Consider the following 24823-nt stretch of genomic DNA (forward strand, 5'->3'; position numbering starts at 1 on the left):
ACTGGAATTATCATGATTGGCATCGTGCGCGTTGCGCTGAAACGGCCTTATACATTCGTCGTTCTGGCCGTGTTTATCCTGATCGTCGGCGTTTTGTCGGCGTTTCGTACCCCTACGGATATTTTTCCTCCGATCAATATCCCGGTGATTAGCGTGGTATGGCAGTACACGGGGCTTTCGCCCGACCAGATGGAAGGTCGCGTGATGGCTCCGTACGAGCGGGTGTTGACGACCACCGTGAATGGCGTTCAGCACATCGAAGGCACGTCGCTTACCGGCTACGGCATCGTCAAGATCTTCTTTCAGCCTGGCACCAACATTGGTACCGCGAATGCGCAGGTGACCGCCATTTCGCAGGAGATTTTGAAGCAGCTGCCGCCCTCGGCGACGCCGCCGTTCATCATCAATTACAACGCTTCGACCGTTCCGATTATCCAGCTCGCGCTTTCTGGCAAGGGCCTTTCCGAACAGAATCTGGCGGACCTCGGCAAGAACCAGTTGCGGCCGATTCTCGCGACCGTGAACGGCGCTGCGATCCCGTTTCCGTTCGGCGGCAAGGACCGCCAGGTTCAGATCAACATCAAGCCGTCCGAACTCGAAGCCCGCTCCTTGTCGGCCGAGGATGTGCTCAACGCGTTGACGGCGCAGAACCTCGTGACGCCGGTCGGCACCGAAAAGATCGGCAACTACGAGTACACGCTGCAGCTGAACGACGCGCCGGAGACGATCGCGGCCATTGCGAACCTGCCGATCAAGTCGGCCAACGGCACCGTTGTGCATATGCATGATGTCGCCGACGTGACCGACGGCAGCCCGCCGCAGCCCAATATCGTTCACGTGGAAGGCAAGCGTTCGGTGCTGCTCACCGTGTTCAAGAACGGTTCGGCATCCACCTTGTCGATCATCGGCGGCATTCGCCAGAAGGTTGCCGATGCGAAGGCCTCCTTGCCCGACGCGCTTCAGATCGATGCGATCGGCGACCAGTCGATCTTCGTGCGCTCTGCGATCAAGGGCGTGGCGCGCGAGGGCTTGATTGCCGCATTGCTCACGAGCGTGATGATCCTGCTGTTTCTGGGTAGCTGGCGCTCGACGATCATTATCGCGACCTCTATTCCGCTCGCGATTCTCGGGTCGATTTCCGTGCTCTCGGTGCTCGGCGAAACGCTCAATATCATGACGCTCGGCGGGCTCGCGTTAGCGGTGGGGATTCTCGTCGACGACGCCACCGTGACCATCGAGAACATCAACTGGCACCTGGAGCAAGGCAAGGACGTCGAAAGCGCGATTCTCGACGGCGCGGCACAAATCGTGACGCCTGCATTCGTCTCGTTGCTTTGCATCTGCATCGTGTTCGTGCCGATGTTCTTCCTGAATGGTGTGGCGAGGTTCCTGTTCGTGCCGATGGCCGAGTCGGTGATCTTCGCGATGATTTCCTCGTTCATTCTCTCGCGCACGCTCGTGCCGACGATGGCGAAGTACCTGCTGAAGTCCCATGCGAATGAGCAAGGACATCACGAGTCTGCCGGCGTGTGGGCGCGCTTTCACCGCGGATTCGAGCAGCGCTTCGAACGCGTGCGTGCGAACTATGCCGCGATGCTCGAACGGGTGCTGGAACGTCGCCGCACGTTCGTGATTGGCTTCTTTGCATTCGTCGTGGTGTCGTTCGCGTTGATGCCGCTGCTCGGGCGCAACTTTTTCCCTGACGTCGATGCGGGCCAGATCCTGCTGCACGTGCGTGCGCCCGTGGGTACGCGTGTGGAGCGAACCGCCGAGATCTTCGCCGAGGTGCAAGCGCAGGTGCGCGCGACGATTCCGCCCTCCGAACTGGGCACCGTGGTGGACAACATTGGACTTTCCACCAGCTCCATCAATACGGCCTACAACAACACGGGCACGATCGGCCCGCAGGACGGCGACATCCAGATCTCGCTGAAAGAAGGCCATGGGCCGACGGCCGCTTATGTGCGCAAGTTGCGCGAATCGCTGCCGCGTGCGTTCCCCGGCGTGACGTTCTCGTTCCCGCCTGCGGACATCGTGAGCCAGATCCTGAACTTCGGTTCGCCCGCACCGATCGACCTGCAGATTCGCGGCAACAATCTGCCGGCCGACTTCGCCTACGCGAACTCGTTGCTGCGTCAGATCCGCCACGTGCCCGGCGTTGTCGATGCGCGCATCGAGCAATCGCAGGCCAATCCGCAATTCAATATCGATGTCGATCGGGACCGCGCATCGCTTCAGGGCCTCACCGAACGCGATGTGACCAACAGCCTCGTGGTGCACATGGCGGGTTCGAGCCAGATCGACCCGACCTACTGGCTCAACGCGGCCAATGGCGTGGAGTATTCGATCGTGCTGCAGACGCCGCAGTACAGCCTGGATTCGCTCTCGTCTCTGGTGAATCTGCCGGTGAGCGGCGGGGCCGAGGCCAACGATGGGCAAATTCTCGGCGGGGTCGCGAGCATTCACCGCACGGCCAGCAACGAAGTGGTGAGCAACTACAACGTGCAGCCGATGGTCGAGGTGTTCGCCACGACCCAGGGCCGCGATCTCGGCGCCGTCGCCGCCGACATTCGCCACATCGTCTCGGCCAATGCCAAGGACGCGCCCAAGGGGGCGAAGGTCGTTCTGCTTGGCCAGGCGCAGACGATGAACAACGCCTTCGGCGGCTTGTCGTTCGGGATTCTGGGCGCCGTCGTACTGATTTACCTGCTCATCGTCGTCAATTTCCAGTCGTGGTCCGATCCGCTCGTGATCGTGGCCGCCTTGCCTGGTGCGTTGGCCGGCATCGTCTGGATGCTGTTTGCGACGGATACCACGCTCTCGGTGCCCGCACTGACCGGCGCAATCATGTGCATGGGCGTGGCTACGGCCAATTCGATTCTGGTGGTGAGTTTCTGCCGCGAACGTCTGGCCGAGCACGGCGACGCGTTCAAGGCGGCATTGGAAGCCGGTACGACCCGGTTTCGGCCGGTCCTCATGACGGCACTCTCGATGATCATCGGCATGGCGCCGATGGCATTGAGTCTTGGCGAGGGCGGAGAGCAAAACGCGCCGTTGGGCCGAGCGGTGATTGGCGGACTGCTGTTCGCCACTGCCGCAACGCTTTTTCTCGTGCCCGCTATTTTTTGCATGATCCACTCGCGTCGGGGTCGCACATCGACGGCCGCGCAGCTTACCGGAGATTCGATCCATGTCCTCTGAACCCACAACGCGCGCTGCACTCGCGCAGCGTCAGCTTTCTTTAACAGGCATCGTCGGCGGTGCGCTCGCCGTCCTCATCGTGGCTGGTGGCGTCTCGCTTCGCATGAAGCATGAGCATCAACTCAAGGACTGGACCGAGGCGCAAGCCGTGCCGTCCGTGAATGTCGTCGTGCCCGCGCCGGAGGCGCCGGGCGGCGCGCTGGACCTGCCCGGTAGACTGGAGGCCTTCGAAAGCGCGCCCATCTATGCACGCGTGAGCGGATACCTGAAATCGTGGAGCGTCGACATCGGCACACCGGTGAAGGCAGGCCAGACGCTCGCCGAGATCGAAACGCCCGAACTCGATCAGCAGTTGATTCAGGCGAAGGCCGACCTCGCGAGCGCGCAAGCCGATGCCGCGCTCGCGAAAACGACCGCCGCACGCTGGCAAAGTCTTCTGGACTCCGATTCAGTGTCGCGCCAGGAGGTCGATGACCGCACGCAGGACTACGTGGCGAAGCAGGCCCGTGTGGCGGCAGCGCAGGCCAACCTGGACCGGCTGGTCGCGACCAAGAGCTTCGCGCGAATCGTCGCGCCGTTCGACGGCGTGATCACCGCGCGCAACACGGACGTTGGCGCATTGATCAATGAGGGCGGCGGTACGGGGCCGCAACTCTTCTCCGTATCGAGCGTGGACAAGCTGCGCGTGTACGTACGCGTGCCGCAGGAATACGTGCCGGCGGTCAAGCCCGGTGGAACGGGCACCTTCACCGTGCCGGAGTATCCGGGCAGGACTTTCGCCGCCACGGTCGTGGGTCTGGCCGACTCGGTGAACGCCGCATCGGGCACGTCGCTCGTCCAGCTGATGGTCGATAACCCCGGTCATTTGCTGTTGCCGGGCGACTTCGTGAATCTGCATTTTTCGCTGCCGGCGCGCGCCAACGCACTGCGGGTGCCAGCTAGCGCGCTGATATTCGACAACCGGGGGCTGCGGCTCGCCACTGTCGATCGCAGCGACACCGTTCACTTCAAACCCGTTTCGATCGTGCAGGACCTCGGCAACGCGGTCGATATCGGCTCGGGGCTGGCGCAAAGCGACCGCGTGGTCGACGCGCCGCCCGATGGTCTCGTCGAAGGCGACCATGTTCAGGTGATCGCGCCCACGGCCAAAGGTGGCAAGCATGACTAAGTATCTGAAACTCGCCACGCTGGTGAGTGCTGTGGCGCTCGCCGCGTGCTCGCTCGCGCCGCACTACGAGGTTCCGGAAACACCCGTGGCGGCGCAGTACCAGACGCAGGGACCATGGACCGTGGCCAACCCCGCGGACCAGCTCGATCGCGCGGGATGGTGGAAGCTGTACAAGGAGCCGGAACTCGACGACCTCGAGCAACGGCTGATCGCGAATAACCCCGACCTGAGCGCGGCGCTGTTTCACTATGAGCAGTCGCAGGCGTACATCAGGCAGGTCAAGTCGCAGATGTACCCGCAGGTTTCCGCTGTGGGCAATGTCCAGCGCGACCGCGAGTCGGACACGCGGCCGTTGCGCAGCCCGACTGGGCCGACCGACTACAACTCCGCCACGCTGGGTGTCGAAGTCGACTACGAAGTGGACCTTTGGGGACGCGTGCGCGATTCCGTCGCAGCAAGCAAGGACGAAGGGCAGGCGTCGAAAGCGGATCTCGCCTCGACGCAGTTGAGCCTGGAAATCGAGCTGGCCCGAAGCTATATCGACATGCGGGGTCTCGATCAGCAGATTCAGCTGATCGAGGGGACCCAGGAGGCGTACCAGAAGGCGCTCGACTTGACCCGCAACCGGCATGGCGCGGGCATCGTGTCGGGGCTCGACGTGGCGCGCGCCAGCAACCAGTTGTCATCGGTCGAATCCGAACTCACCCAGATCAGAGCAAGGCGCGCATTGCTCGAACACGCGGTGGCGGTGCTGGTCGGCGCTTCGCCTTCGGAGTTCCAGCTTGCCCCGAGTACCGATTCGATCGCGTTGCCCGTGATTCCGGTCGGGGTGCCGTCGACGTTGTTGCAAAGGCGGCCTGACGTCGCCGCAGCCGAGCGGCGCATCGCGGCGGCCAATTCAAAAATTGGCGTGGCGCGCGCGGCGTACTTCCCGACGCTCACGCTCAGCGCGCAGGGCGGCGTGCAAAGCTCGGTGCTCGGCAATCTGCTCAGTCTTTCCAGTTCGTACTGGGCGATCGGTCCGTCGCTGGCGGTGTATCTGCTGGACGGCGGCAAGCGCCACGCGCAGCTGGATTCGGCGAAGGAGGCCACGGCCGAAGCCGGCGCACGCTATCGCAGCGTGGTGCTGGCGTCGTTCCGGCAGGTGGAAGACAACCTCACGTTGCTCGACGATCTGGGCACCGCAACGAATCAGCAGCAGGACGCCGCCAACGCGGCCCAAACCGCGCTCAACCTGGCGCTCGCGCGCTATCAGCGCGGCGCGGTGAGCTACCTGGACGTGGTCGAGGCGCAATCGGCCGAGCTTGAAGCGCAACGCAGCGTCATCGCGCTGCGCACGCGGCAACTGGATGCGAATGTCGACCTCATTCACGCGCTCGGCGGCGGCTGGACCACGGACGACCTGAAGGCCGGTTGAATTTCATACAACAAGGACAGCAACGTCATGAACCTGCTTGACATGATCGATTTCCCGAGCAATCTGCGCGATCTGGATGAGCGCGAGCTTCAGCGCCTCGTGGACGAGGTTCGGGAATTCGTGATCGAAAGTGTGTCGAGTACCGGCGGCCACCTGGCATCGAACCTCGGTGTGGTGGAGTTGTCGGTTGCCCTGCACTATGTATTCGACACGCCGCAAGATCGCCTGGTGTGGGACGTGGGGCACCAATGCTACCCGCACAAGATCCTGACGGGCCGAAAGACGCAAATGGCAAGCGTGCGGAAAGTGGGCGGGATGGCCGGTTTCCCCGCGCGCGAAGAGTCGCCTTACGATGCGTTCGGTGTCGGGCACGCCGGTACGTCCATTTCGGCGGCAGTCGGCATGGCGTTGGGGCTGCGCGGTCGGGACGCCCGCGTCGTTGCGGTGATTGGCGATGGCTCATTGTCCGCGGGGATGGCGTATGAAGCGCTGAATCACGCGGGATCCTGCGAAACGCTGCCGCTGACGATCATTCTGAATGACAACCGCATGTCGATCTCACCGGCGGTCGGCGGACTGAATGACCATCTCGAGGCGCTGGTTACGCGCTGGCGCGACGAAGAGAACATCCCTTTATCCACGCTATTCGAAACGCTGGGTTTGGACTATGTCGGTCCCATCGATGGCCACGATATGGCGAATCTACTCGCCACGCTGCGGGACGCGAAGACACGCAACCGGCCGCACGTCATCCACGTGGTGACGAAGAAAGGAAAAGGTTATCGACCTGCGGAACTGGAGCCCGTTGCGTACCACGGGCCGAGCCCGTTCAAACCCGATACCGGGTTGGTGCGCAAGAAGGGCGGCAAGCTGACCTATAGCCAGGTATTCGGTCAATGGTTGTGCGACGCGGCGGCAACGGATGAACGCATCTTCGGCATCACGCCCGCGATGAGCGAAGGGTCCTGCCTGACCGGATTCGAGCGTCGTTATCCGGATCGCTACATCGACGTGGGTATCGCAGAACAGCACGCCGTCACGCTGGCGGCCGGCCTCGCCGTCGAGGGAATGAGGCCCGTCGTCGCCATCTACTCGACGTTTCTTCAGCGTGGCTATGACCAGCTGATTCACGACGTCGCCCTGCAGAATCTGCCGGTTCTGTTCGCGCTCGACCGCGCGGGGATTGCCGGGGGCGACGGCGCCACGCATCTGGGTGCGTTCGACATCGCGGCCCTGCGTTGCGTGCCGAATATGGTGGTGATGACCCCGTCCGACGAAAAGGAATGCTATCGCATGCTGAACACCGGCCTTGCGTGGCCTGGACCGTGCGCCGTGCGATACCCGCGGGCGACAACGGGATCTGAAGTCATTGAGCAGACGAAAGAGACGCTGCCACTCGGAAGAGGCGTGGTTTGCCGCGTCTCCGGCAAGCGGGACAGCGCGCGGGTGGCGTTTCTGGCGTTCGGGCCCTTGCTCTCGGTCGCGATGGAAGTCGCAAAGGAGATCGATGCGACCGTGGTCGATATGCGCTTCGTCAAACCGCTCGATGAAGACTTGTTGCTGACGGTTGCCAACGAGCACGAGGTGATCGTGACGATCGAAGAAGGCACCGTGCTCGGCGGAGCGGGCGCCGCATGCGCCGAGCGGATCGCGGCGGAAGGGTGGGCCGTACGCATGCTGCGGCTCGGACTTCCCGACGCCTTTGTCCCGCACGGCGACCGTGCCGAACTGCTCCGTTTGAATGGTCTCGGAGTCTCAGGCGTGCGGGAAGCCGTCCTGGCGTTTACCGAAGCGGTAGACCTGCTCGACCCGGTTGAATGACTGCCCCGCGCCTCCGGTTTGGGTTACGCGATGTAAAGAGTGAATTGAGGCTGGCCTGGTTGGTGGCGTGGGGCGTTGATCCTATAGTTATCGAGACTGGTTATCCAGACAGAGAGGTGAAAAATGAAGTTCGCGATGAAAACTGAAATCCGCCCGGACGATCTTTCGACGATCGTCCATGCGATGAAGTCGGTCGACGCCGACGCGAAAGTCGATGTCGATGTTGGCGCGCAAACCGTGAGTGTCGATTCGTGGTTAATGCCCGAAGAGTTTCTGGTTGCGTTCTACGACGAGGACATGGATGTCGGCATTGCCGAGTGGTAGGAAACGGTCGGCCGTCAGCCACGGTGGCCCGGATGCGATACATCCTGGCCCATAAACACCCGTATTGCTGACGCGCGCCGCTTCAATCGTTGTCAGAATTCTTGGAACCCTTTCTCACAGTATTTCTAGGCGCACGTCAAAAGAGTGCAGGGTGGACTGTGCTTCATGCGGAGAACCCGCTGAAGCCGTCGTCCACGCGCTGGTAGGGGACATACGCTGTTCTTGAGTCGGAAGGGAAATGATCCGTTGTGTTTGGCCGCTGATCGCATCAGCGCCCGTTTCCGTACGAGCCTCGTATGTCCCAGAACCCGAAAATTGCTCCAGAAAGCTCCCAGAAAGCGCCACTTCCCGGCGAACCGATGTCGGGCGCCGACATCATCTTGCGCGTACTTAGCGAACAGGGTGTCGATACCGTGTTCGGCTATAGCGGCGGCGCGATCCTGCCGACCTACGACGCCGTGTTCCGTTTCAACGAACTGCACGCCGACGAGCCCGAGCGTCAGATCAACCTCGTCGTACCCGCCAACGAACAGACCGCCGGCTTCATGGCCGCGGGATACGCACGCGCGAGCGGAAAGGTCGGTGTGTTCATGGTGACGTCCGGTCCCGGCGCGACCAATGCGGTGACGCCGATTGCCGATTGCAATGGCGACTCGGTCCCGGTGGTTCTCATCTGCGGGCAGGTGCCACGTGCCGCGATTGGCAGCGACGCTTTCCAGGAAGCGCCGGTGTTCAACATCATGTCAGCGTGCGCCAAGCAGGTGTTTCTCGTTACCGACCCGGACAAGCTCGAACAAACGCTGCGCACGGCGTTCGAAGTCGCGCGCACCGGCCGTCCCGGGCCGGTTGTGGTGGATGTGCCCAAAGACATCCAGAACTGGACCGGCACCTGGCAGGGGCACGGCACGCTGGCGTTTCGCGGCTACTCCGACCGCCTTCGCAAGGTGGCGAAGGGAGCACGTCTCGAAGCGGGCAAGCGCGACGAATTCTTCGATCTGCTGGCGCAAAGCAAGCGCCCGCTGCTGTATGTGGGCGGGGGCGTCATCACAGCCGGCGCCACGGCGGAATTACGTCAGTTCGCCGAGCGCTACCGGATTCCCGTGGTCAACACGTTGATGGGGCTCGGCACAATATCCGTGAAGCACGAGTTGGGGCTCGGCATGCTGGGCATGCACGGCGCGGCCTGCGCAAACTACGCGGTGGAAGACTGTGACTTCCTGATTGCCGTGGGCGCGCGATTCGACGACCGCGTCGCCGGTGGTCGCCCCCATGCATTTGCTCCGCGAGCGCGCCATGTTGCGCACATCGATATCGACGAAGCGGAAATCAACAAGGTGAAGCGCGCGCACTGGACTCACGTGGGCGACGCGAAAGACGCATTGCTTTCGCTGATGCAACACGAAGCGCACGTGCAAGCGCCTTTGGCGTGGCTCGACCATATCAAGGAGCTGAAGCAGCGCTACGGCATGAATTATGACCGCGCGAGCCCGCTCATTCAGCCGCAGTTCGTGGTGGAAAAGCTGAGCGAGATTACCGGCGGCCGGGCCGTTGTCACCACGGGCGTGGGCCAGCACCAGATGTGGGCCGCGCAGTTCTTCGATTTCGTGGAGCCGCGCAGCTTTCTCACCTCGGGCAGCATGGGGACGATGGGCTTTGGCCTGCCCGCTGCGATCGGCGCCCAGATGGGGCGCCCGGATGCCCTCGTGATCGACATCGACGGTGACGGCAGCATGCGCATGAATATCGGCGATCTCGAGACCGCGACCACGTATGGCGTGCCGGTCAAAGTGCTGCTGTTCAACAATGTCGGTGACGGGATGATCCGGCAGTGGCAGCGTCTTTTCTACGACGGGCGCCTGTGCGTGAGCGACAAGTCGCTTCATCGAAAGGACTTTGTCATGGCCGCGCGTGCCGACGGGTTCGAATTCGCGCAGCGCGTCGAGGTCCTGAGCGAAGTCGAGGAAGCACTCCGGGCTTTCGTGGCGTTCGACGGTCCGGCTTTCCTCGAAGTCATGATCGATCAGGATGCCGATGTGTTTCCGATGGTTGGGCCCGGCATGAGCTATTCGGAGATGATCACCGGCCCGTTCATCCCGTCGAGGGATGGCGAGGAGTCGGGGGGCGCGCGTGCAGGTCATCAAGCGGCTTCTGACATGTTCTAGGCCAGCATGGCAACGCCACTCTGCTTGTGAAGAGCCTTTCGTCTTTCCGCCATGTAACAAAAGAAGTTCTGGCTACGGCGTTTATCGAGTGAGGCCAGAAACCTATAGTCACTCTGATGGCTGGGAGCGATGCGGGGCATGGGGTCCTGCGGGCCCCGCGTTGTCTCTTCACTTGAGCGAGCAAGAATGAAATTGATCTATGTTGGCGATCCGATGTGTTCGTGGTGCTATGGCTTTGGCAAAGAGCTGTCGGCGCTCGTCGCGCGCGTGCCGGATCTGAAACTGGAAATCGTGGTCGGCGGTATTCGCGCCGGGGCGACCGATGTTCTCGATGCAACCGGCAAGCGTTTCCGGTTGCAGCACTGGCAGCGCGTCGAAGCGCTGAGCGGCTTGCCGTTCAACCGCGAAGCGTTCATGGCGCGTGAGGGGTTCGTCTACGATACCGAGCCGATTTGCCGTGCCGTTGTGGCGGCGCGCCGCTTCGCCAGTGGCGATGCCTTGCTTTCGGTGTTCCGTGCGCTTCAGAACGGCTTCTACGTGCAAGGGCTGGATACGACCGATGGTCGCGTGCTGAGCGATATCGCCGTGACCGCGCTGGATGCTGTAGGCGTTCAGGTAAGTGCCGACGCGTTCTACCAGGCGTGGGAAGCAGCGGAAACGAAGGAAGAAACGCAGCGCGATTTCGCCCGTGCGCGAGCGCTTGGCGTCGCGTCGTTCCCGACCTTGATGCTTGAAGAACAGGGCCGGACGTACGCCGTGCATTCGGGCTATGCGAGCGTCAACGTACTCGAAGAAAGGCTCAACGAGATCGAGGGGCCGCTTGCCTGATCGTTCTGATCCGGGTTGTTCGAAGCGGGCTGCGCAAGCGATTGCGCAGCCCGCTTCGAATTGACGGACCGAGTCGGGAATCAATAAGGAGTGTGATGCAATGAACGACAGCAACGAAATCGTCGAACTCGTGCAGCGCTATTTCGATGCCACCTGGCGCGGCGATGTGGAACAGCTGAGAACGGTGTTCGACGCGCGCGCGATCGTAGCGGGGGAGGTGAATGGCCAGCCCTACTACAAGACGATCGACGAGTATCTTGCGGGTGTGGCAATCAGGAAATCGCCGGCCGAATTGGGCGAGCCGGTCGAAACAGAACTGCTGATGCTCGATGTCCAGCAGAACATCGCAACGGCGAAACTGCATGTGCGCATGCTGGGTTTCAATTACTACAATTATTTTTCGATCATGCGCCAGCGCGACAGATGGCTCGTCATCACGAAGACGCTGACCAACGTGCAATAAGCGGCCGCCACGCGCCCGCGCCCCGGCGAGCCATCGAGGCCGGGGGCGCGGGTAATACTCAACCGCTTAGTGACCTGCGCTCTGGCCGCCGTCCACGTGCAGGATCTCGCCCGTCACGAACGGTGCCGAGTCGAGATAGAGAATCGCATTGACGATGTCGCTCATTTCGCCCATGTGACCGACCGGATGCATCGCGCCGAGCGCGGCGTGCGTTTCGGGAGCGTGCATCGGCGACTTGATGATCCCAGGCGAAACCGCGTTGGCACGAATGCCCGCGCGCGCATATTCGATTGCGAGCGAGCGCGTTGCCGCGTTCAAACCACCCTTGGTGAGCGACGCAAGAACGGACGGGACTTTGCTGTTCGCCTTGTCGGCAAGCGTGGTGGTGACGTTCACCACGTGGCCGCTGCCGTGCTTCTGCATCGCTTCGATCGCATATTGCGTGATGTGGAAGAAGCCGTTCAGGTTGACGTTCAGGATCGCGGCGTAGTCATCGGCGGTGTACTTCGTGAAGGGCTTCGCAATGAAAATGCCCGCGTTGTTGACGAGCGTATCGACACGGCCGAAGTGCTCGATGGCGGCGTCCACCACGCGGCGAGCCGTGGCGGCGTCGCCGATGTCGCCGGCCACGGCGACATAGTCGGCCTCAGCGGCCGGCGTGATGGAGCGGGCCGTGGCGACCACGCGATGGCCCTGCGCGCGGAAGGCCTTGACGGTTTCAGCGCCGATGCCTTGCGATGCTCCGGTGACGATGACGACCTTGGAAGTGCTCATTGTGTGTCTCATAGTATGGGTGAGTCGGCCGGGTGGCCGTTCGAATCGATGGATCCGATGGAGAACCACTGTAGGCGTATCCGTTGCGAGTGCGAACACACACCATGGACAAAGAGTCTTGCGCCGCGAGAACAAATCGCGGCGGGATGGCGGTTGCGCCCGTGGCAATCACTCAGGCGGCGGCCTCGGTCGTGTGGGACTGTTGGCGGTATTGCCGGGGAGTGAGCTTGAGGCGCCGTTGAAACACCATGCGCATGTGCGCGGCGTTATGAAAGCCACAGTCGAACGCGACGGTTTTCATCGGCATGTTGCATTCCTCCAATAGCCGCTTTGCGGCACCGACACGGACCTGGTCCACGAATGCGGAAGGGGTCGTGTGGAGATACTTCGCGAAGATTCTCGATAACGTGCGCCGGCTTACGTAGACCGCGTCGGCGAGCTGCTCTATCGAAAGCACATCGGAAAGATGGTCGTCGATATGGCGTTGTACCTTTCCGATAATCGAACTTTCATCGCTTGGCGGTGCAACGTGCGGATGACGTTGGCAGGGCTCGCTCCGCAGTTTGGCGCCTAGACGTCTCGCCACCTGTTCGGCGAGCTTCTGGCCCCAGTCTTGCGCGATGAGCGAGAGGCCAAGATCGAGCCCGGCGGTCGCGCCGGCAGAGGAGATCAGGCGTCCATCGCGGATCAGGTTTTTGTCGGGACGTATGCGGGCACGCGGAAATTCGCTGGCCATCCGGCTCGCGTCGGTCCAGCGCGCGGCGATCTCCTTGCCATCGAGCAGGCCTGCGCGCCCGAGCAGCCATGCACCGTCGCAAACGCAGCCGTATCGCTTCGACTCGAGTGCGCGTCGCCGCAGCCAGTCCAGAAAATCCGGTTTCGGCCGAACGTGCGTTCCGTGTGCGGCGCCCGTCACCAGCAGCACATCGACGTTCGCGCGAAAGTCTCCATAGACCCACGGCACGCAGAGCTGCATCGCATTCGAGCAGGCGAGGGCACCTGCGTGCTCTCCAATGAGGGGCACCTGATACTGGCGCGTCTCGCCGAGCAAACGGTTCGCTTCGGAGAACACGTCGAGCAGGCCTGCGATATCCATGGCCTGTACACCGTCAAGTACCACAATAGCGACTTTCATTTTGCGCACCCAACTTGACCAATGATCCCGATAGCGCGATGACCCGCTGGAAAAAGGTTAGGCGTGCAACGCCTGGCTGACCATTCTCCGAACGGCTGAAGCTGCATCTTGCCGGCATGTGGTCCCTCATACGCAGGGATGACCCGTGTAGCCCCGAGGCGTGGTGCGCCAAAAGGGGCGGGGCTGAAAAGCATGATTTATGGGGGCGCCTGCTTCAAAGGAAGGCAGCGCTTACAGCGTGCAAGCGGTGGCGATAAGTCTTGCTATTGCATACCATATGGCGAGCGTGGGCACATTTTCGCCATCACGAATTCTTCGAAGATCGAGCGATGAAACACGATAGCGTTGGGACGCGAAGTGAACAACTACCGGACTCGCTCGTGTACGTGATCGACGACGACGAGTCCATTCGTGGTGCGCTGACCAGTCTGCTCATGTCAGTGGGCATCGAGGTCCGTGCGTTCGAATCGGCTGACGAATTTCTCGCCGTGAAAATGCCGGACGTGCCGAGCTGTCTCATTCTCGACATTCGATTACGCGGCGAGAGCGGCCTCACGCTTCAACAGGAAGCCTTTAAAGAGAGCATTCGATTTCCCATCGTCTTCCTGACGGGACATGGCGATATAGGCATGACCGTCAAGGCGATGAAAGCGGGCGCTTTCGATTTCATGACGAAGCCATTCAAAGATCAGGATCTGCTTGACACGATCGCCGCGGCGCTCAAACGCGATGGCGAATTGCGGCGCCAGGCGAGGCTCGTGGCGGGCATTCGTCAAGCGTACGATTCGCTCACGGCACGCGAGCGCGAAGTGATCGGACTGGTGTCGGAAGGCCTGTTGAACAAACAGATTGCCGACCTCCTGTGCCTGAGCGAGGTCACGGTCAAGATCCATCGGGCGCAGGCCATGCACAAACTCAATGCGCGCTCGGTGGCCGAACTCATCAAGAAGTTGCAGCAGGTTCAGCCGGCTCCTCAGGGCGCCAGATAGGCATTGGCACATTCGCTGCGCATCGGCTGCCTGCGTCAGCGCGCGGAACTCGCTCCGCTAATACGCGCTGCCACAAGAATCATCCGAAGGTGTGATTGCTGGCCCCTCGGCGGGCTTGTATTTTGCAGAAAGATTCAACCTCTCTGCATCATTTCGATGTCCACCGGACCCCAGATAATACCCGCGCGCTCGTCTGCGACCATCGCGATGGTGGATGACGATGAATCCGTCCGGATGGCGCTGTCCAGTTCGCTGCGTTCGGCGAGCTGGAACGTCATCGACTATGCGTCCGCCGGCGAGCTTCTGGGCGACACGCGCCGCTCGAAACTCAAACTCGTCGTTGCCGACATCCAGATGCCGGGCATGGACGGCTTTGGGCTGCTCGAGTCGATCAAGCGCTGGAAGCGTCCGATCCCCGTCATTTTCGTGACGGCGTATGTGACCGAGGACGTGCGCGAGCGGGCAAAAAATAACGGCGCCGCCGGTTTCTTTTCGAAGCCCGTGGATGACGCAGGACTTCTCGCACTGGTTAGTGAATTGCTGAAAGAGTGATGCGGCCGAACGTTTGATATTCGGGCGCTGCCGGGCCTGGCGAATCTGCAGCTATGCCGGCCGCCCGTGCAGGCCATCCGGATGTATTAGACGCGCACGCGCCTGCATAAGGCATCACACCACATCGGACGATACCGTCGCGCGGCTTGCGCGCCTACGCTTTGAATCGTCGGGCAGGGCAAAACACTTGTGAGGTGCGAGATGGATCAGCTTTACATGTTGCGTGCATTCGTCGCCGCTGCGCGGTATCAGAGTTTCAGCAAGGCCGCCGAGTCATTGAATGTGACGACAGGGTCCGTGTCGAAAGCGATCGCAAAGCTCGAAGAATGCGTCCAGACGAGAGTCTTGCTCAGGACCACGCGGTCCGTTTCCTTGACTGACGCCGCGCAATCGTACTACCTGATTTGCTGCCGTCTGCTCGAAGAACTGGACGAAGCGAACCGGCGCATTGCGATGGAGCATGAGGTCAATGGCGGAAAGTTGCGGCTCGTCGTGCACCCCACGCTGGTGAACGGCGCGTTTTCGCGGTTGGTCCGGCGCTATCGCGCCATCGCGCCTCATGTGAGTCTGGTGGTTTCCGTTGAGGACCACGTCACGAACCTGTTCGACGGCCGTTTCGATATCGCCATTCTTCCGCCTCAGCTCGTCGAGCAGTCCACCGTGATTCGCCGCACGCTATTGCGCTCGCCTCGCATTCTCGTAGCTGCGCCCGCGTATCTCGAGCAATACGGTGTACCGGAATCCACTGCGGAGCTCGCCAACCATTTTCTGCTCATCGATCCGGAAACGAGAAAGAAGAGTGCGGACTTCATCGAACTTCATGAGGGCGGCCGGAAAGTGAGTATTTCGCCCAATTCGTCGATGGAAGGCAACGACGTGCTGCTGCGCGCGGCAGCGCTCGACGGCACCGGCATTGCCACGCTGCCTGAAACCATGATTCGCGAAGATATCGATATGGGACATCTCGTGCACGTCCTGCCGGAGTGCACGGCATCCGATAGCCGCGTTGAACTATGCCTTTTTTATGCTCACCGGGAACTGATCCCGGCACGGTTCAGGATGTTCGTCGACTTTTGCACCGAGTTCTTTCGGGCGCCTGCGAAGGCGGGTGCCGATGACGTGATACGCATACCGCAAACGATGAAGCGAAGTGAAGCTCTCGCGATGATGTCGTGACGGTTTGCCGCGAGAGGCAAACGAATTCGTTCTACGCCGAAGAGGTAGCGATGTCTTACGTATTGCACAACTGGATATTCGTTGGCAGTACTGCTTATGACGAATACACCTTCGTTCCCTGGCTCAACAGGAATGTCTATCGCCGCACGGTGGACTTGAGCCGTGTTTGTCTGCTATGAGCGTCCGCGCGTTCTGCGCGAGCCGGGTTCTCGATACTCCCATGGAATGGAAGGATCATTCCCGCGGTTGCAGGATTCTCTTGAGTAGTGAAAGTGATTAATCTGGCCAGGCTGTTTCCCCGGAGGCGTCGCCTCCATCACCTTGCTAGAGAGACTGAAATGAAATTGCTTACTGCTGTCGTGCTCGCGTGTTCCCTGTCGGCTAGCTTCGCCGTCCACGCAGAACCCCTCGCTCCCGCCCACGCGGATGTTCAACAAACGGCCCAGACGAATACTTCGCAGGCGAATACGTATCAGGCGCCGCAGCGTCCCGCCAGAACGCCGGCAAGGGACGCCAACGCCTGTGTGGGCCCGGCGAGTTTCTGCAACCTGTTCTTCGGTAGTTAAGGTTGCTATGGGTTGGCGCCGCGCGCATCGATTGACAGCGATTGGGCGCACACATCGGGATGAACGAGCAGTTCACCGAGCGTGCGGATTGCTTCATCGATGCGCGCCGACCAAGGATGGCCGTAATTGAGCCGTATGCAGTTTTCGTATGCACGTGACGCGGAAAAAATTGGACCGGGCGCGACACTGATACCGCGTTCGATCGCGAGACGATGGAGCGCCATGGCGTCGATGCGCTCGCGAAACGTAAGCCACAGAAAATAGCCGCCCTCGGGCCGCGTGTACTGCGTGCCATCAGGCAGCCACCGGCGGATCGCCTCGATCATCGCATCGCGCTGCGTTTGCATGGCGAGCCGGATCTTCTTCAAATGACGCTCGTAGCCGCCGTGCTCCAGATAGTCGGCAATGCCGGCCTGCGCGGGAATACTCGCCGAGATCGTCGTCATGAGCTTCAGGCGCTGCACGCGCTCTGCAAAGCGCCCGGCGCTCGCCCAGCCCACGCGATAACCCGGCGCCAGGTTCTTCGAAAATGAGCTGCAGTGCATGACAAGGCCACGCCGGTCGAACGCGATCGCGGGCGGCGGATAGTTCGGCGCGTAGTGCAGCTCGCCGTACACATCGTCTTCGATGAGCGGGACTTCATGTTTCGCAAGCAGCTCGACTAGCGCTTCTTTCTTCGCCGCCGACAACGTGACGCCCGTGGGGTTCTGAAAATTCGTCATGAACCAGCAGGCGCGGATAGGGTGCTTGTCCAGCGCCTGCGCCAGCGCGTCGAGGTCGAGCCCCGTGTCGGTATCTACCGGAATTTCGACGGCGCGCAGGCCGAGCCGTTCGATCGCCTGAAGCGCGGCATAAAAGCCCGGCGACTCCACGGCGACGATATCGCCGGGCTGCGTGACCGCCATCAGGCAAAGATTGAGCGCTTCCAGCGCGCCGTTGGTGATGATGATGTCCTCGGCCGGCTGCGAGATGCCAACCCGCATGTAACGCAGCGCAATTTGCCGGCGCAGGTTCTCGTTGCCGGGCGGCAGATCGACCACCGTGCTCCACGGGCTCACGCTGCGCGCGGCCTGGCCGAGCGATTTCGCCAACCGTGACAGCGGGAAGAGCAGCGGGGAAGGGAAGGCGGAGCCGAGCGGCACGATGCCGGGGCGCTTGGCGGCGTCGAGCACCGAAAACACCAGCTCGCTGATATCGACGGTGGCGGACTCGCCCGTCGTTGCACGCGAATCCGTCTTGCTGGGCTTCGAGAGCGGCGCGACGTAGTAGCCCGAACGTTCTTCGGCGCGCACGAGGCCCCATTGTTCGAGGACGTAGTAAGCACGCGCGGCCGTGGACTGACTGACACCGTGCTGCGCAATGATTTGCCGCAGCGACGGCATGCGCGAGCCCGGCTTCAGGTTGCCGGAGCGAATCTCGGCGGCCATGCTTTGCGCGAGGCGTTCGTAGCGTGTCATGCGTGCCGGTTCTTCCAAAGAGGTCAGGGGTGGACTCGTGCTACGAGCGATTTTCTCATGGTGCGCGTGACTGCGAATCCGATCTGCTACGGTCAATTATGCGTCGACTGCTTCTATACGCGCTTGCTGCGAGGGCGGATCATTGCGGCCAGTGCGCATCGCAGTCCGGGTCTGTTCTCCCGGGATGCGCCGGGATAACTGCGCGAGTGCCTGGATCATCACCTAAACCCGCAGAGCTTGCGGCTCTTTTTGCCTGTAGCGTGGCAAGCCTTTCGCCCCGGTGCGCGAGTACCGGGGCGTTTCTTTGTCGGGTTCTTCCGGCGCGTGAATCGGCTGCATCGCTCAAATCGTTCGCAACTGCTGCTTTTTTTGGCAACGCGCAAGGTTGAAGATCAGGCTATCCGATCGACCTGATCGACGTAACCGGAGTCAATGATGGAACTCGTTCAAATGATGCGCATGGTTCTGTGGAGCTTCTTTGGCGTACGCAAGAGCGCGTCGCACGAAGCCGATCTCGCAAGCGTGAACTTCAAGTGGCTGCCGTTCGTGGCGGTGGTGCTGGCCGCGATGATCGGGGCCTGCATACTGGGTGTCGTGCTGCTGGTCGCGCATTCTACGGGAACTGCACAGGGCTTCTGAGCATCCGGTGCCGCCGAAAACTGGGGGCGCCAGCGAATCATCGTCAGATGCGAGATTGTTCGGCATTTCATAACGGTGATTTCGCCCGCGCCGCGTTGATCTTTGTGGTGCCGCGCGTAATCTGACTATCAGGAAGCGCTGCATTCACGCGACGCGATTCACCCAGTTTTCAGGCAAGGAGTGTGAGATGGATATCCTCAATCTCGCCCGACAGTCCGGCATGACAGTTGTGCTCGACGCACGCATTGGGCAGCAGGAATACCACTCTGTTCACAGCAGCGTGGCAGCGCTGGAACGGTTCGCCGCGCTGCTCGAGGCGCAGAGGCAAGCCGAATCCGGCAAGCGCATCTGATTGGCTTCATGACCGATTTCAATGGAGCCATATCGTGAAAGATGATGCACGGGACTTTCGTATGATCGAAGCTGGCGATAGCGCAGGCGACGCAGCAGCAGGTCGGCAAACGCGGCATGCTGCACCGTCGCGCAACTGGGCGTGGGCTTACCACGGTGAGTCGTACGACTGGATGGATTCGGCGGGACCCTTCCCGCTCGATGACCCGCTCGAGTAAGCATTCGGGAATCGTGACGGGAAGCGCCATGCTTCACTCAAACAGATTGCAGACATCACGAAACATCATTTGAGGAGATTTTTGGTTCGACCTATTGTGAAGTTCACGAGAAGCGGCAGCCCCCGGTGGATCAATCGCGATATCACGGGCGAGGGCATGCCGGACCCCTTCCATGGACGGAGACAATCGGATGAACCCCACGACCTTGCATGGGATTCGTAGCAATCCCCTGTTCGCCACGCTGGTCAAACGCCGGCGCAGATACATCGCCTGGCTGACGGCCATTACGCTGATTCCCTATTGCGGGTTCATCGTGCTGGTTGGATTCGCCCCCGCTTTACTGGCAATCCGGCTTTCCGCAGACAGTATCGTCAATATCGGCTGGCCGATCGGCGTCGCGCTGATCGTCGGCAGCTGGTGCCTCACGGGCTTGTACGTTCGCCGCGCCAATGGCGAATTCGACGCGCTCACCGCCCAGATCCTTGCGGGAGCGAAGTCATGAAGCGCGCCGGTCTTGCTCTCGTTTTCCCGCTCCTGCTGGGCGTCGCGACGCACGCTGCGGCCGCGGAGGTCCTGCACGGCGTCGAACAGCGTCCCCTCAATCTCACGGCGATCGCGATGTTCCTCGTCTTCGCCGTGGCGACGCTGGGCATCACGTACTGGGCGGCGTCGCGAACCCGTTCGATGGACGACTTCTACACCGCCGGGGGCGGCATCACCGGATTCCAGAACGGCATGGCGCTGGCCGGCGACTATATGTCGGCGGCGGCGCTGCTGGGCGTGACCAGCATGATCTTTTTCCACGGCTACGACGGCGTGATCTACGCGATCAGCTTTTTCGTTGCGTGGCCGCTGCTGCTGTTCCTGTTCGCGGAACGCATCCGGAATCTGGGGCGCGTGACGATTGCCGACATCGCATCGTACCGGCTCGACCAGACCCGGATCCGGACGATGACTGCCTTCGGCTCTTTGACCGTCGTCTGCTTTTACCTGGTTGTCCAGATGGTCGGCGCGGGGCAATTGATCCAGTTGCTGTTCGGTCTTCCCTATAACGACGCGATTGTCGTGGTCGGCCTGCTGATGGTGGTCTATGTGACCTTCGGCGGCATGGTGGCCACCACGTGGGTGCAGATCATCAAGGCCGCGCTGATGCTGTTCGGCGGCACATTGCTGGCCGTTCTCGCACTGTACCGGTTTGGTTTTTCGCTGAACGCGCTGTTCGAGCAGGCGGTCGCCGCGCACGGGAGCGGCACGCACATTCTGCTGCCGAGCAAGCAGGTGTCCGATCCCATTGCACTGATTTCGCTCGCGATCGGATTGGTGTTCGGCACGGCGGGGCTGCCGCACATCCTCATGCGCTTTTTCACCGTGCCGGATGCGAAAGAAGCGCGCAAGTCGGTATTCGTTGCCACGGGCTTCATCGGCTTCTTCTATCTGGTCATCATGGTGCTCGGCGTGGCGGCGATCGCGATTGTCGGCAGCAACCCGTCGTTCTACGTGGGTGGCCTGACCGGGGGCAAGCTGATCGGCGGCAGCAACATGCCGGTCATGCATCTCGCCCAGGCTCTCGGCGGCAATCTGCTGCTGGGTTTCCTCTCGGCTGTTGCGTTCGCGACCATTCTTGCCGTCGTGTCCGGTCTCACGATGGCGGGTACGTCAGCCATCTCGCACGACCTTTACGTGATGGTGCTCAAGAAGAACCGGGCCGATCCCGCGAGCGAGCGGCGCGTGTCCAGAATCGCGTCGGTCGGCATTGGCGTGGTGGCGGTGCTGCTGGGCATCGTGTTCAAGGATCAGAACATCGCCTTCCTCGTTGCGCTGACTTTCGGCGTCGCCGCCTCGGTGAATTTTCCGATCCTCGCGCTTTCGATGTACTGGAAAGGGCTGACGACGCGCGGCGCGCTCACCGGCGGCATCGCGGGCCTCGTGAGCGCCGTCACGCTCGTGATTCTATCGCCTGCCATCTGGGTCACCGTGCTGGGCCATGCGAAGGCGATCTTCCCCTACGACTATCCGGCCATCGTGTCGATGAGCATCGCGTTCCTGTTCGCCTGGCTGGGCTCCGTCACCGACCGCAGCCACCGGGCGCAGCGAGAGCGGGACGACTTCGGCGAGCAGGCCATCCGCGCGCAGACCGGCTTCGGTGCGTCCGGCGCCGTCAGCCACTAGACAACGCCAACAAGGAGACAATCATGCAAATGCGTGACAACGGTCTGGGCTTTTCGCCCATTACGATCGCGCTGCACTGGGTCGTGGCAGCGCTGCTGTTGTCGATCGCCGGATGCGGCATCGCGCTCAGCTTTAGCGCGGACGACGCGCAACGACTGAGCCTCGTGCATACGCAGAATCTGCTGGGCGCCGTGCTGTTCGTCGTGTCGATCTATCGGCTCTGGGCACGGCTTTCTTCGTATCATCCGCTGCCCGTGGGCACGCCGAACCCCGTCGAGGTGATCGTCAGCCGCTCTGTTGCGGTGGGCCTCGCGCTCGCCATGGTGCTTCTGCCGGTTGCCGTATGGCTTTCCCGGGCGGCAGCCGGTGTCGCCGTCGAGTTGCCGGGAGGTTTCGCGATCCCCACGCTCATTGATCCCGACGTAGCGGTGCAACGGGTCGTGGATATTCTCTTCGATATCGGCTCGACGGCCTTTCTCCTGGGTCTCGCGTTGCATCTGTTCGGAGCACTGAAGAATCATTTCGCTTTGGGCAATGACGCCCTCAAGCGGATGCTTGGCAAACATGTGGAGCTTTGAGCGATGAGCGAATTCAAATCGGCCTTTGGCGGGAACGCGGTCACGCAGCTGTGCGGCGTCCGGTATCCCGTCTTTCTCGGGGGAATGGCGGCGATTTCCGGCCCGAAGCTGGTTGCCGCGGTGGCGAATGCCGGTGGCATGGGAACGCTCGGCGGGCTGCGTTTGCCGCCGCTCGCGCTGCGCAAGTGGATACGGGAAACGCGGGAGCAGACGGACAAGCCCTTTGGAGTGAATCTCGTGCCGAAGTTCGGCGGCCCGACCGTGTTCGAAGCCCAGTTCCAGGTCGTCTTGCAGGAGCGGCCGCGCATGCTGTCGTTGTTCTACGCCGAAGACTATGCGGCGGACATGATTCCTCGCGCCAAGGATGCAGGCATGATCGTGATGGTCCAGGTGGGCTCGGTTGCGCTCGCCCGGCACGCGATCCGGCACGGCGCGGATATCGTCGTCGCGCAGGGCAGCGAAAGCGGCGGCCACCTCAACCGTGGGACGATCGGCGTCATGTCGCTGTTGCCTGCGATCTGCGAGGTCGCGCAGGGGCGTCCCGTGCTGGCGGCCGGGGGCATCACGACTCGCGACGATGTGCGGGCCGCGATGCTGCTCGGCGCATCGGGTGTGCTCGTGGGCACTGCGTTCGTTGCGACCGACGAGTCGAATGCGCATCCGCTCTACAAGCAAAAGATCGTCGAAGCCAGCGTGGACGACATCGAGTATCGCACCGGGTATTCGTTCGGCTGGCCCTACGGCACGCCCCACTGCGTGATTCCCAATCGCGACAAATGGAGCCTGCTGCGCTTCGTTGGCGGCGGCGCACGCATGATCGACAAACCGCGCATGGCGCAGAAGCTCTCGCTCTATGCGGGGCAGGGCGTCAGCAAGATCGACAGCGTGGTGCCGGCGGCCGAGCGCGTGGCGGAGCTGGTGGCGGGCCTGCCGCCGTCGACGGTTGCGGCAAACGCCCAGGCGATGCTCGATGGTCTGGCATACGGCGCAAGCCGTGTGTTGCAGCAAGTGGAGCCGGTCGACTGCCGCGCCGCTTGCTGACCCTGATGCGTTCGACGGCGGTGCTCAGGCCGCCGCCGTCGAACGCCGCGTGCTCTTGCGATTCGGCGTATTCGTGCGCTTCGCTTTCGTGTCGTCACTGGAAAGTGCGAGCTGGTCGCGTGCGAGCGCGACAAACGCGCTCAAAGCCGGTGTCGCGAGTGTGTCGTTGCGGCGGATGAATACCGTCTTGACGTTGGAGAACTCGCGCGGCAACGCGTGAAGGGCGATGGGTTGGCGCGCTGAGTAGTTTTGCGCAACGGCCTTTGGCAACAGCGTCACGCCCATGCCCGCGGCTACGCATGACAGGATGCCGTCGAGCGTGCCTAGTTCGAGCACCTGGTTGGGCACGAGCCCGACCTGATAGAACCAGTGTTCGAGCGTGGAGCGATAGAAGCAGCCCGTGCGGAAGACCAGCACCGTCTGCTGTGGCATGACGTGGATGAGTTCGCCGAGCGAGGCGAACTCGCAGCTGCTCACGAGCACGAGTTCCTCCTGGAAGACCTCGTCTTGCGCAAGAACCGGATTCTGGTGCAGACCGCCGACGAATGCACCGTCGAGGCGATGACTTTCGACGGCCTTGATCAGCTCGGCGGTCGTGCCGGTGAGCAGCGACAAGTGGACCTGAGGATACTGCTCGCGGTATTTGGCCAGCACCTGGGGCAGGCGGATTGCGGCGGTCGTCTCCATCGAGCCGAGCCTCAACGTACCTGCAGGTGTTGCGGTATCGAGCAGCGCGTTGCGGCTCTCTTCAGTGAGCTGGAGGATGCGTTGGGCGTAGCCCAGAAACGTCTGCCCGGCCGAAGTGAGCACCACGCCGCTCTTCTGCCGGATAAACAGTGGTTGACCGAGCTCGGCTTCGAGTTCCTTGACCCGCATCGTGACGTTGGACTGCACGGTGTGCACTTTCTCGGCCGCCGCTGTGAAGCTGCCGTGTTCCGCCACCGCACAGAAAATCTTCAGCTGACGCATCTCCATGGCAAATTCCAAGAATCACAAATAATGATGGATTTCATCATTCACCATCACTTTACTGGATTGAACGGCGCGAGCACAGTGTCGTAAACGCGAACGGGAGGACGCACGTGGTGATGGTGTCGACTACGAACATTGAGTGCCTGTTCGCCGGGGGGATGGGTTATCTCGATCACGAAGGGCAGCGCAGCGGCATTTTCAAGCGGCGCATGGAGGGTCCGGTTCGCGTTGAAGTGCAGGGGATTGTCGGCGACGAGCATGGCGACCCGCGCATCCACGGCGGTCCGGAAAAGGCCGTTCATCACTACGCGGCGCAGAACTACGCTTGCATCGCGCAGGCGTTCGCGGAGTGCGCAGAGGCCCTGGTGCCCGGCAGTCTCGGCGAGAACATCTCGGCTTGGGGGCTGTCCGAACGCAACGTGCACATCGGCGACATCTACCAGGCCGGCAGCGCCATGCTGCAAGTCTCGCAACCGCGCAGCCCGTGCTGGAAAATCAATCATCGCTTCGGCGTCGAGCGCATGTCGATGCATATCGCCGAGGGGCGAATCACCGGCTGGTATTACCGTGTCCTGCGCCCCGGCATGATTGCGCCTGGCGACGCCATCACGCTCGTCGACCGGCAAACGGAGCGCTTCTCCATCGACGAGTTCTGGAGGGTGCAGTTGTCGCATCGTCCGTCCATCGATGCGTTGGTTGAACTGATGGCCGTTCCGGGACTCGCGCCTGACTGGAAGCGGCGCCTGGGCGAGCGGGAAAAATGGCTGCGTGCGCGCCGGTGACGCATTCGGCCCTGCTTGCCGCTCCGCAGGGGATGTGAAG

Annotated in this window: 23 protein-coding genes; 19 read left to right on the forward strand and 4 right to left on the reverse strand. The window is 61.8% G+C overall.

The window, feature by feature from the left end:
- Positions 1-12 precede the first annotated feature (12 nt).
- The 8 genes from E1N52_RS00905 to E1N52_RS00940 all read left to right on the forward strand — a co-directional run bounded on the left by E1N52_RS00905 (position 13) and on the right by E1N52_RS00940 (position 11384).
- Positions 13-3201 (forward strand): efflux RND transporter permease subunit, encoded by a 3189-nt coding sequence (locus E1N52_RS00905; protein WP_133179331.1) that lies wholly within the window; start codon positions 13-15, stop codon positions 3199-3201.
- Positions 3191-4369, forward strand: a complete 1179-nt coding sequence (locus E1N52_RS00910; RefSeq protein ID WP_133179333.1) for an efflux RND transporter periplasmic adaptor subunit — start codon at positions 3191-3193, stop codon at positions 4367-4369. Before E1N52_RS00905 ends, E1N52_RS00910 begins: the two co-directional genes overlap by 11 nt.
- Positions 4362-5786: an efflux transporter outer membrane subunit gene (locus tag E1N52_RS00915; protein WP_133179335.1), complete on the forward strand. Its 1425-nt coding sequence runs from the start codon at positions 4362-4364 to the stop codon at positions 5784-5786. Before E1N52_RS00910 ends, E1N52_RS00915 begins: the two co-directional genes overlap by 8 nt.
- Positions 5787-5813: 27 nt before the next feature.
- Positions 5814-7607, forward strand: a complete 1794-nt coding sequence (gene dxs / locus E1N52_RS00920; RefSeq protein ID WP_133179337.1) for a 1-deoxy-D-xylulose-5-phosphate synthase — start codon at positions 5814-5816, stop codon at positions 7605-7607.
- Between the two features lie 123 nt (positions 7608-7730).
- Positions 7731-7931, forward strand: a complete 201-nt coding sequence (locus E1N52_RS00925; RefSeq protein WP_069265958.1) for a hypothetical protein — start codon at positions 7731-7733, stop codon at positions 7929-7931.
- Positions 7932-8227: 296 nt separating this feature from the next.
- Complete coding sequence (gene ilvB / locus E1N52_RS00930) at positions 8228-10093, forward strand: biosynthetic-type acetolactate synthase large subunit (RefSeq protein WP_133179339.1); 1866 nt, start codon at positions 8228-8230, stop codon at positions 10091-10093.
- A 129-nt stretch (positions 10094-10222) separates the two neighbouring features.
- A complete protein-coding gene (locus E1N52_RS00935) occupies positions 10223-10921 on the forward strand; it encodes a DsbA family protein (protein WP_342777814.1) in 699 nt (232 codons plus the stop codon).
- A 100-nt stretch (positions 10922-11021) separates the two neighbouring features.
- Positions 11022-11384, forward strand: a complete 363-nt coding sequence (locus tag E1N52_RS00940) for a nuclear transport factor 2 family protein (protein ID WP_133179340.1) — start codon at positions 11022-11024, stop codon at positions 11382-11384.
- A gap of 66 nt (positions 11385-11450) precedes the next feature.
- Here E1N52_RS00940 and E1N52_RS00945 read toward each other — a convergent pair whose 3' ends face one another.
- Positions 11451-12158, reverse strand: coding sequence for an SDR family NAD(P)-dependent oxidoreductase (locus E1N52_RS00945; RefSeq protein WP_133179342.1), 708 nt, complete (start codon positions 12156-12158; stop codon positions 11451-11453).
- 172 nt (positions 12159-12330) lie between these two features.
- The gene (locus E1N52_RS00950) at positions 12331-13293 is read right to left on the reverse strand and encodes a GlxA family transcriptional regulator (protein WP_133179344.1); all 963 of its coding nucleotides are present in this window, start codon (positions 13291-13293) and stop codon (positions 12331-12333) included.
- 329 nt (positions 13294-13622) lie between these two features.
- On the opposite strand from E1N52_RS00950, the gene E1N52_RS00955 reads away from it, so the two are divergent.
- The 3 genes from E1N52_RS00955 to E1N52_RS00965 all read left to right on the forward strand — a co-directional run bounded on the left by E1N52_RS00955 (position 13623) and on the right by E1N52_RS00965 (position 16010).
- On the forward strand, positions 13623-14282 hold the full coding sequence (locus E1N52_RS00955) for a response regulator transcription factor (protein ID WP_133179346.1): 660 nt from the start codon (positions 13623-13625) through the stop codon (positions 14280-14282).
- A gap of 3 nt (positions 14283-14285) precedes the next feature.
- Positions 14286-14834, forward strand: coding sequence for a response regulator (locus tag E1N52_RS00960; RefSeq protein ID WP_133179348.1), 549 nt, complete (start codon positions 14286-14288; stop codon positions 14832-14834).
- A 216-nt stretch (positions 14835-15050) separates the two neighbouring features.
- Positions 15051-16010: a LysR family transcriptional regulator gene (locus E1N52_RS00965; protein ID WP_246088920.1), complete on the forward strand. Its 960-nt coding sequence runs from the start codon at positions 15051-15053 to the stop codon at positions 16008-16010.
- A 571-nt stretch (positions 16011-16581) separates the two neighbouring features.
- Here E1N52_RS00965 and E1N52_RS00975 read toward each other — a convergent pair.
- Entirely contained in the window at positions 16582-18033 is a 1452-nt protein-coding gene (locus E1N52_RS00975) for an aminotransferase-like domain-containing protein (RefSeq protein ID WP_133179354.1), read from the reverse strand.
- A 435-nt stretch (positions 18034-18468) separates the two neighbouring features.
- On the opposite strand from E1N52_RS00975, the gene E1N52_RS00980 reads away from it, so the two are divergent.
- The 7 genes from E1N52_RS00980 (at position 18469) to E1N52_RS01000 (ending at position 23029) form a co-directional block, all read left to right on the forward strand.
- Entirely contained in the window at positions 18469-18672 is a 204-nt protein-coding gene (locus E1N52_RS00980) for a DUF2970 domain-containing protein (protein WP_133179356.1), read from the forward strand.
- A 187-nt stretch (positions 18673-18859) separates the two neighbouring features.
- Positions 18860-19024 (forward strand): hypothetical protein, encoded by a 165-nt coding sequence (locus E1N52_RS43950; RefSeq protein WP_165979304.1) that lies wholly within the window; start codon positions 18860-18862, stop codon positions 19022-19024.
- A gap of 61 nt (positions 19025-19085) precedes the next feature.
- Entirely contained in the window at positions 19086-19241 is a 156-nt protein-coding gene (locus tag E1N52_RS43955) for a hypothetical protein (RefSeq protein WP_165979305.1), read from the forward strand.
- Positions 19242-19431: 190 nt separating this feature from the next.
- Entirely contained in the window at positions 19432-19743 is a 312-nt protein-coding gene (locus E1N52_RS00985) for a DUF485 domain-containing protein (RefSeq protein ID WP_133179357.1), read from the forward strand.
- Positions 19740-21410: a cation/acetate symporter ActP gene (gene actP, locus E1N52_RS00990; protein WP_133179359.1), complete on the forward strand. Its 1671-nt coding sequence runs from the start codon at positions 19740-19742 to the stop codon at positions 21408-21410. The genes E1N52_RS00985 and actP overlap by 4 nt, the downstream gene beginning before the upstream one ends.
- 23 nt (positions 21411-21433) lie before the next feature.
- Complete coding sequence (locus tag E1N52_RS00995) at positions 21434-21988, forward strand: cytochrome b (RefSeq protein WP_133179360.1); 555 nt, start codon at positions 21434-21436, stop codon at positions 21986-21988.
- Positions 21989-21991: 3 nt separating this feature from the next.
- Positions 21992-23029, forward strand: a complete 1038-nt coding sequence (locus tag E1N52_RS01000) for an NAD(P)H-dependent flavin oxidoreductase (protein WP_133179362.1) — start codon at positions 21992-21994, stop codon at positions 23027-23029.
- Between the two features lie 24 nt (positions 23030-23053).
- On the opposite strand, the gene E1N52_RS01005 is transcribed toward E1N52_RS01000, so the two are convergent.
- Entirely contained in the window at positions 23054-24004 is a 951-nt protein-coding gene (locus E1N52_RS01005) for a LysR family transcriptional regulator (protein WP_133179364.1), read from the reverse strand.
- Between the two features lie 113 nt (positions 24005-24117).
- Here E1N52_RS01005 and E1N52_RS01010 point away from each other — a divergent pair, with 113 nt between their 5' ends.
- Positions 24118-24783, forward strand: coding sequence for an MOSC domain-containing protein (locus E1N52_RS01010; protein ID WP_133179777.1), 666 nt, complete (start codon positions 24118-24120; stop codon positions 24781-24783).
- The last annotated feature ends 40 nt before the right edge of the window (positions 24784-24823 follow it).

It is taken from the genome of Paraburkholderia guartelaensis (assembly GCF_004353905.1).
Lineage (GTDB): Bacteria > Pseudomonadota > Gammaproteobacteria > Burkholderiales > Burkholderiaceae > Paraburkholderia > Paraburkholderia guartelaensis.

Coding starts and splice junctions, on each gene's coding strand:
- E1N52_RS00905 (WP_133179331.1), top strand. CDS start 13: ATGATTGGCATCGTGCGCGTTGCGCTGAAACGGCCTTATACATTCGTC.
- E1N52_RS00910 (WP_133179333.1), top strand. CDS start 3,191: ATGTCCTCTGAACCCACAACGCGCGCTGCACTCGCGCAGCGTCAGCTT.
- E1N52_RS00915 (WP_133179335.1), top strand. CDS start 4,362: ATGACTAAGTATCTGAAACTCGCCACGCTGGTGAGTGCTGTGGCGCTC.
- dxs (WP_133179337.1), top strand. CDS start 5,814: ATGAACCTGCTTGACATGATCGATTTCCCGAGCAATCTGCGCGATCTG.
- E1N52_RS00925 (WP_069265958.1), top strand. CDS start 7,731: ATGAAGTTCGCGATGAAAACTGAAATCCGCCCGGACGATCTTTCGACG.
- ilvB (WP_133179339.1), top strand. CDS start 8,228: ATGTCCCAGAACCCGAAAATTGCTCCAGAAAGCTCCCAGAAAGCGCCA.
- E1N52_RS00935 (WP_342777814.1), top strand. CDS start 10,223: ATGCGGGGCATGGGGTCCTGCGGGCCCCGCGTTGTCTCTTCACTTGAG.
- E1N52_RS00940 (WP_133179340.1), top strand. CDS start 11,022: ATGAACGACAGCAACGAAATCGTCGAACTCGTGCAGCGCTATTTCGAT.
- E1N52_RS00945 (WP_133179342.1), bottom strand. CDS start 12,158: ATGAGCACTTCCAAGGTCGTCATCGTCACCGGAGCATCGCAAGGCATC.
- E1N52_RS00950 (WP_133179344.1), bottom strand. CDS start 13,293: ATGAAAGTCGCTATTGTGGTACTTGACGGTGTACAGGCCATGGATATC.
- E1N52_RS00955 (WP_133179346.1), top strand. CDS start 13,623: ATGAAACACGATAGCGTTGGGACGCGAAGTGAACAACTACCGGACTCG.
- E1N52_RS00965 (WP_246088920.1), top strand. CDS start 15,051: ATGTTGCGTGCATTCGTCGCCGCTGCGCGGTATCAGAGTTTCAGCAAG.
- E1N52_RS00975 (WP_133179354.1), bottom strand. CDS start 18,033: ATGACACGCTACGAACGCCTCGCGCAAAGCATGGCCGCCGAGATTCGC.
- E1N52_RS00980 (WP_133179356.1), top strand. CDS start 18,469: ATGGAACTCGTTCAAATGATGCGCATGGTTCTGTGGAGCTTCTTTGGC.
- E1N52_RS43950 (WP_165979304.1), top strand. CDS start 18,860: ATGGATATCCTCAATCTCGCCCGACAGTCCGGCATGACAGTTGTGCTC.
- E1N52_RS43955 (WP_165979305.1), top strand. CDS start 19,086: ATGATCGAAGCTGGCGATAGCGCAGGCGACGCAGCAGCAGGTCGGCAA.
- E1N52_RS00985 (WP_133179357.1), top strand. CDS start 19,432: ATGAACCCCACGACCTTGCATGGGATTCGTAGCAATCCCCTGTTCGCC.
- actP (WP_133179359.1), top strand. CDS start 19,740: ATGAAGCGCGCCGGTCTTGCTCTCGTTTTCCCGCTCCTGCTGGGCGTC.
- E1N52_RS00995 (WP_133179360.1), top strand. CDS start 21,434: ATGCAAATGCGTGACAACGGTCTGGGCTTTTCGCCCATTACGATCGCG.
- E1N52_RS01000 (WP_133179362.1), top strand. CDS start 21,992: ATGAGCGAATTCAAATCGGCCTTTGGCGGGAACGCGGTCACGCAGCTG.
- E1N52_RS01005 (WP_133179364.1), bottom strand. CDS start 24,004: ATGGAGATGCGTCAGCTGAAGATTTTCTGTGCGGTGGCGGAACACGGC.
- E1N52_RS01010 (WP_133179777.1), top strand. CDS start 24,118: ATGGTGTCGACTACGAACATTGAGTGCCTGTTCGCCGGGGGGATGGGT.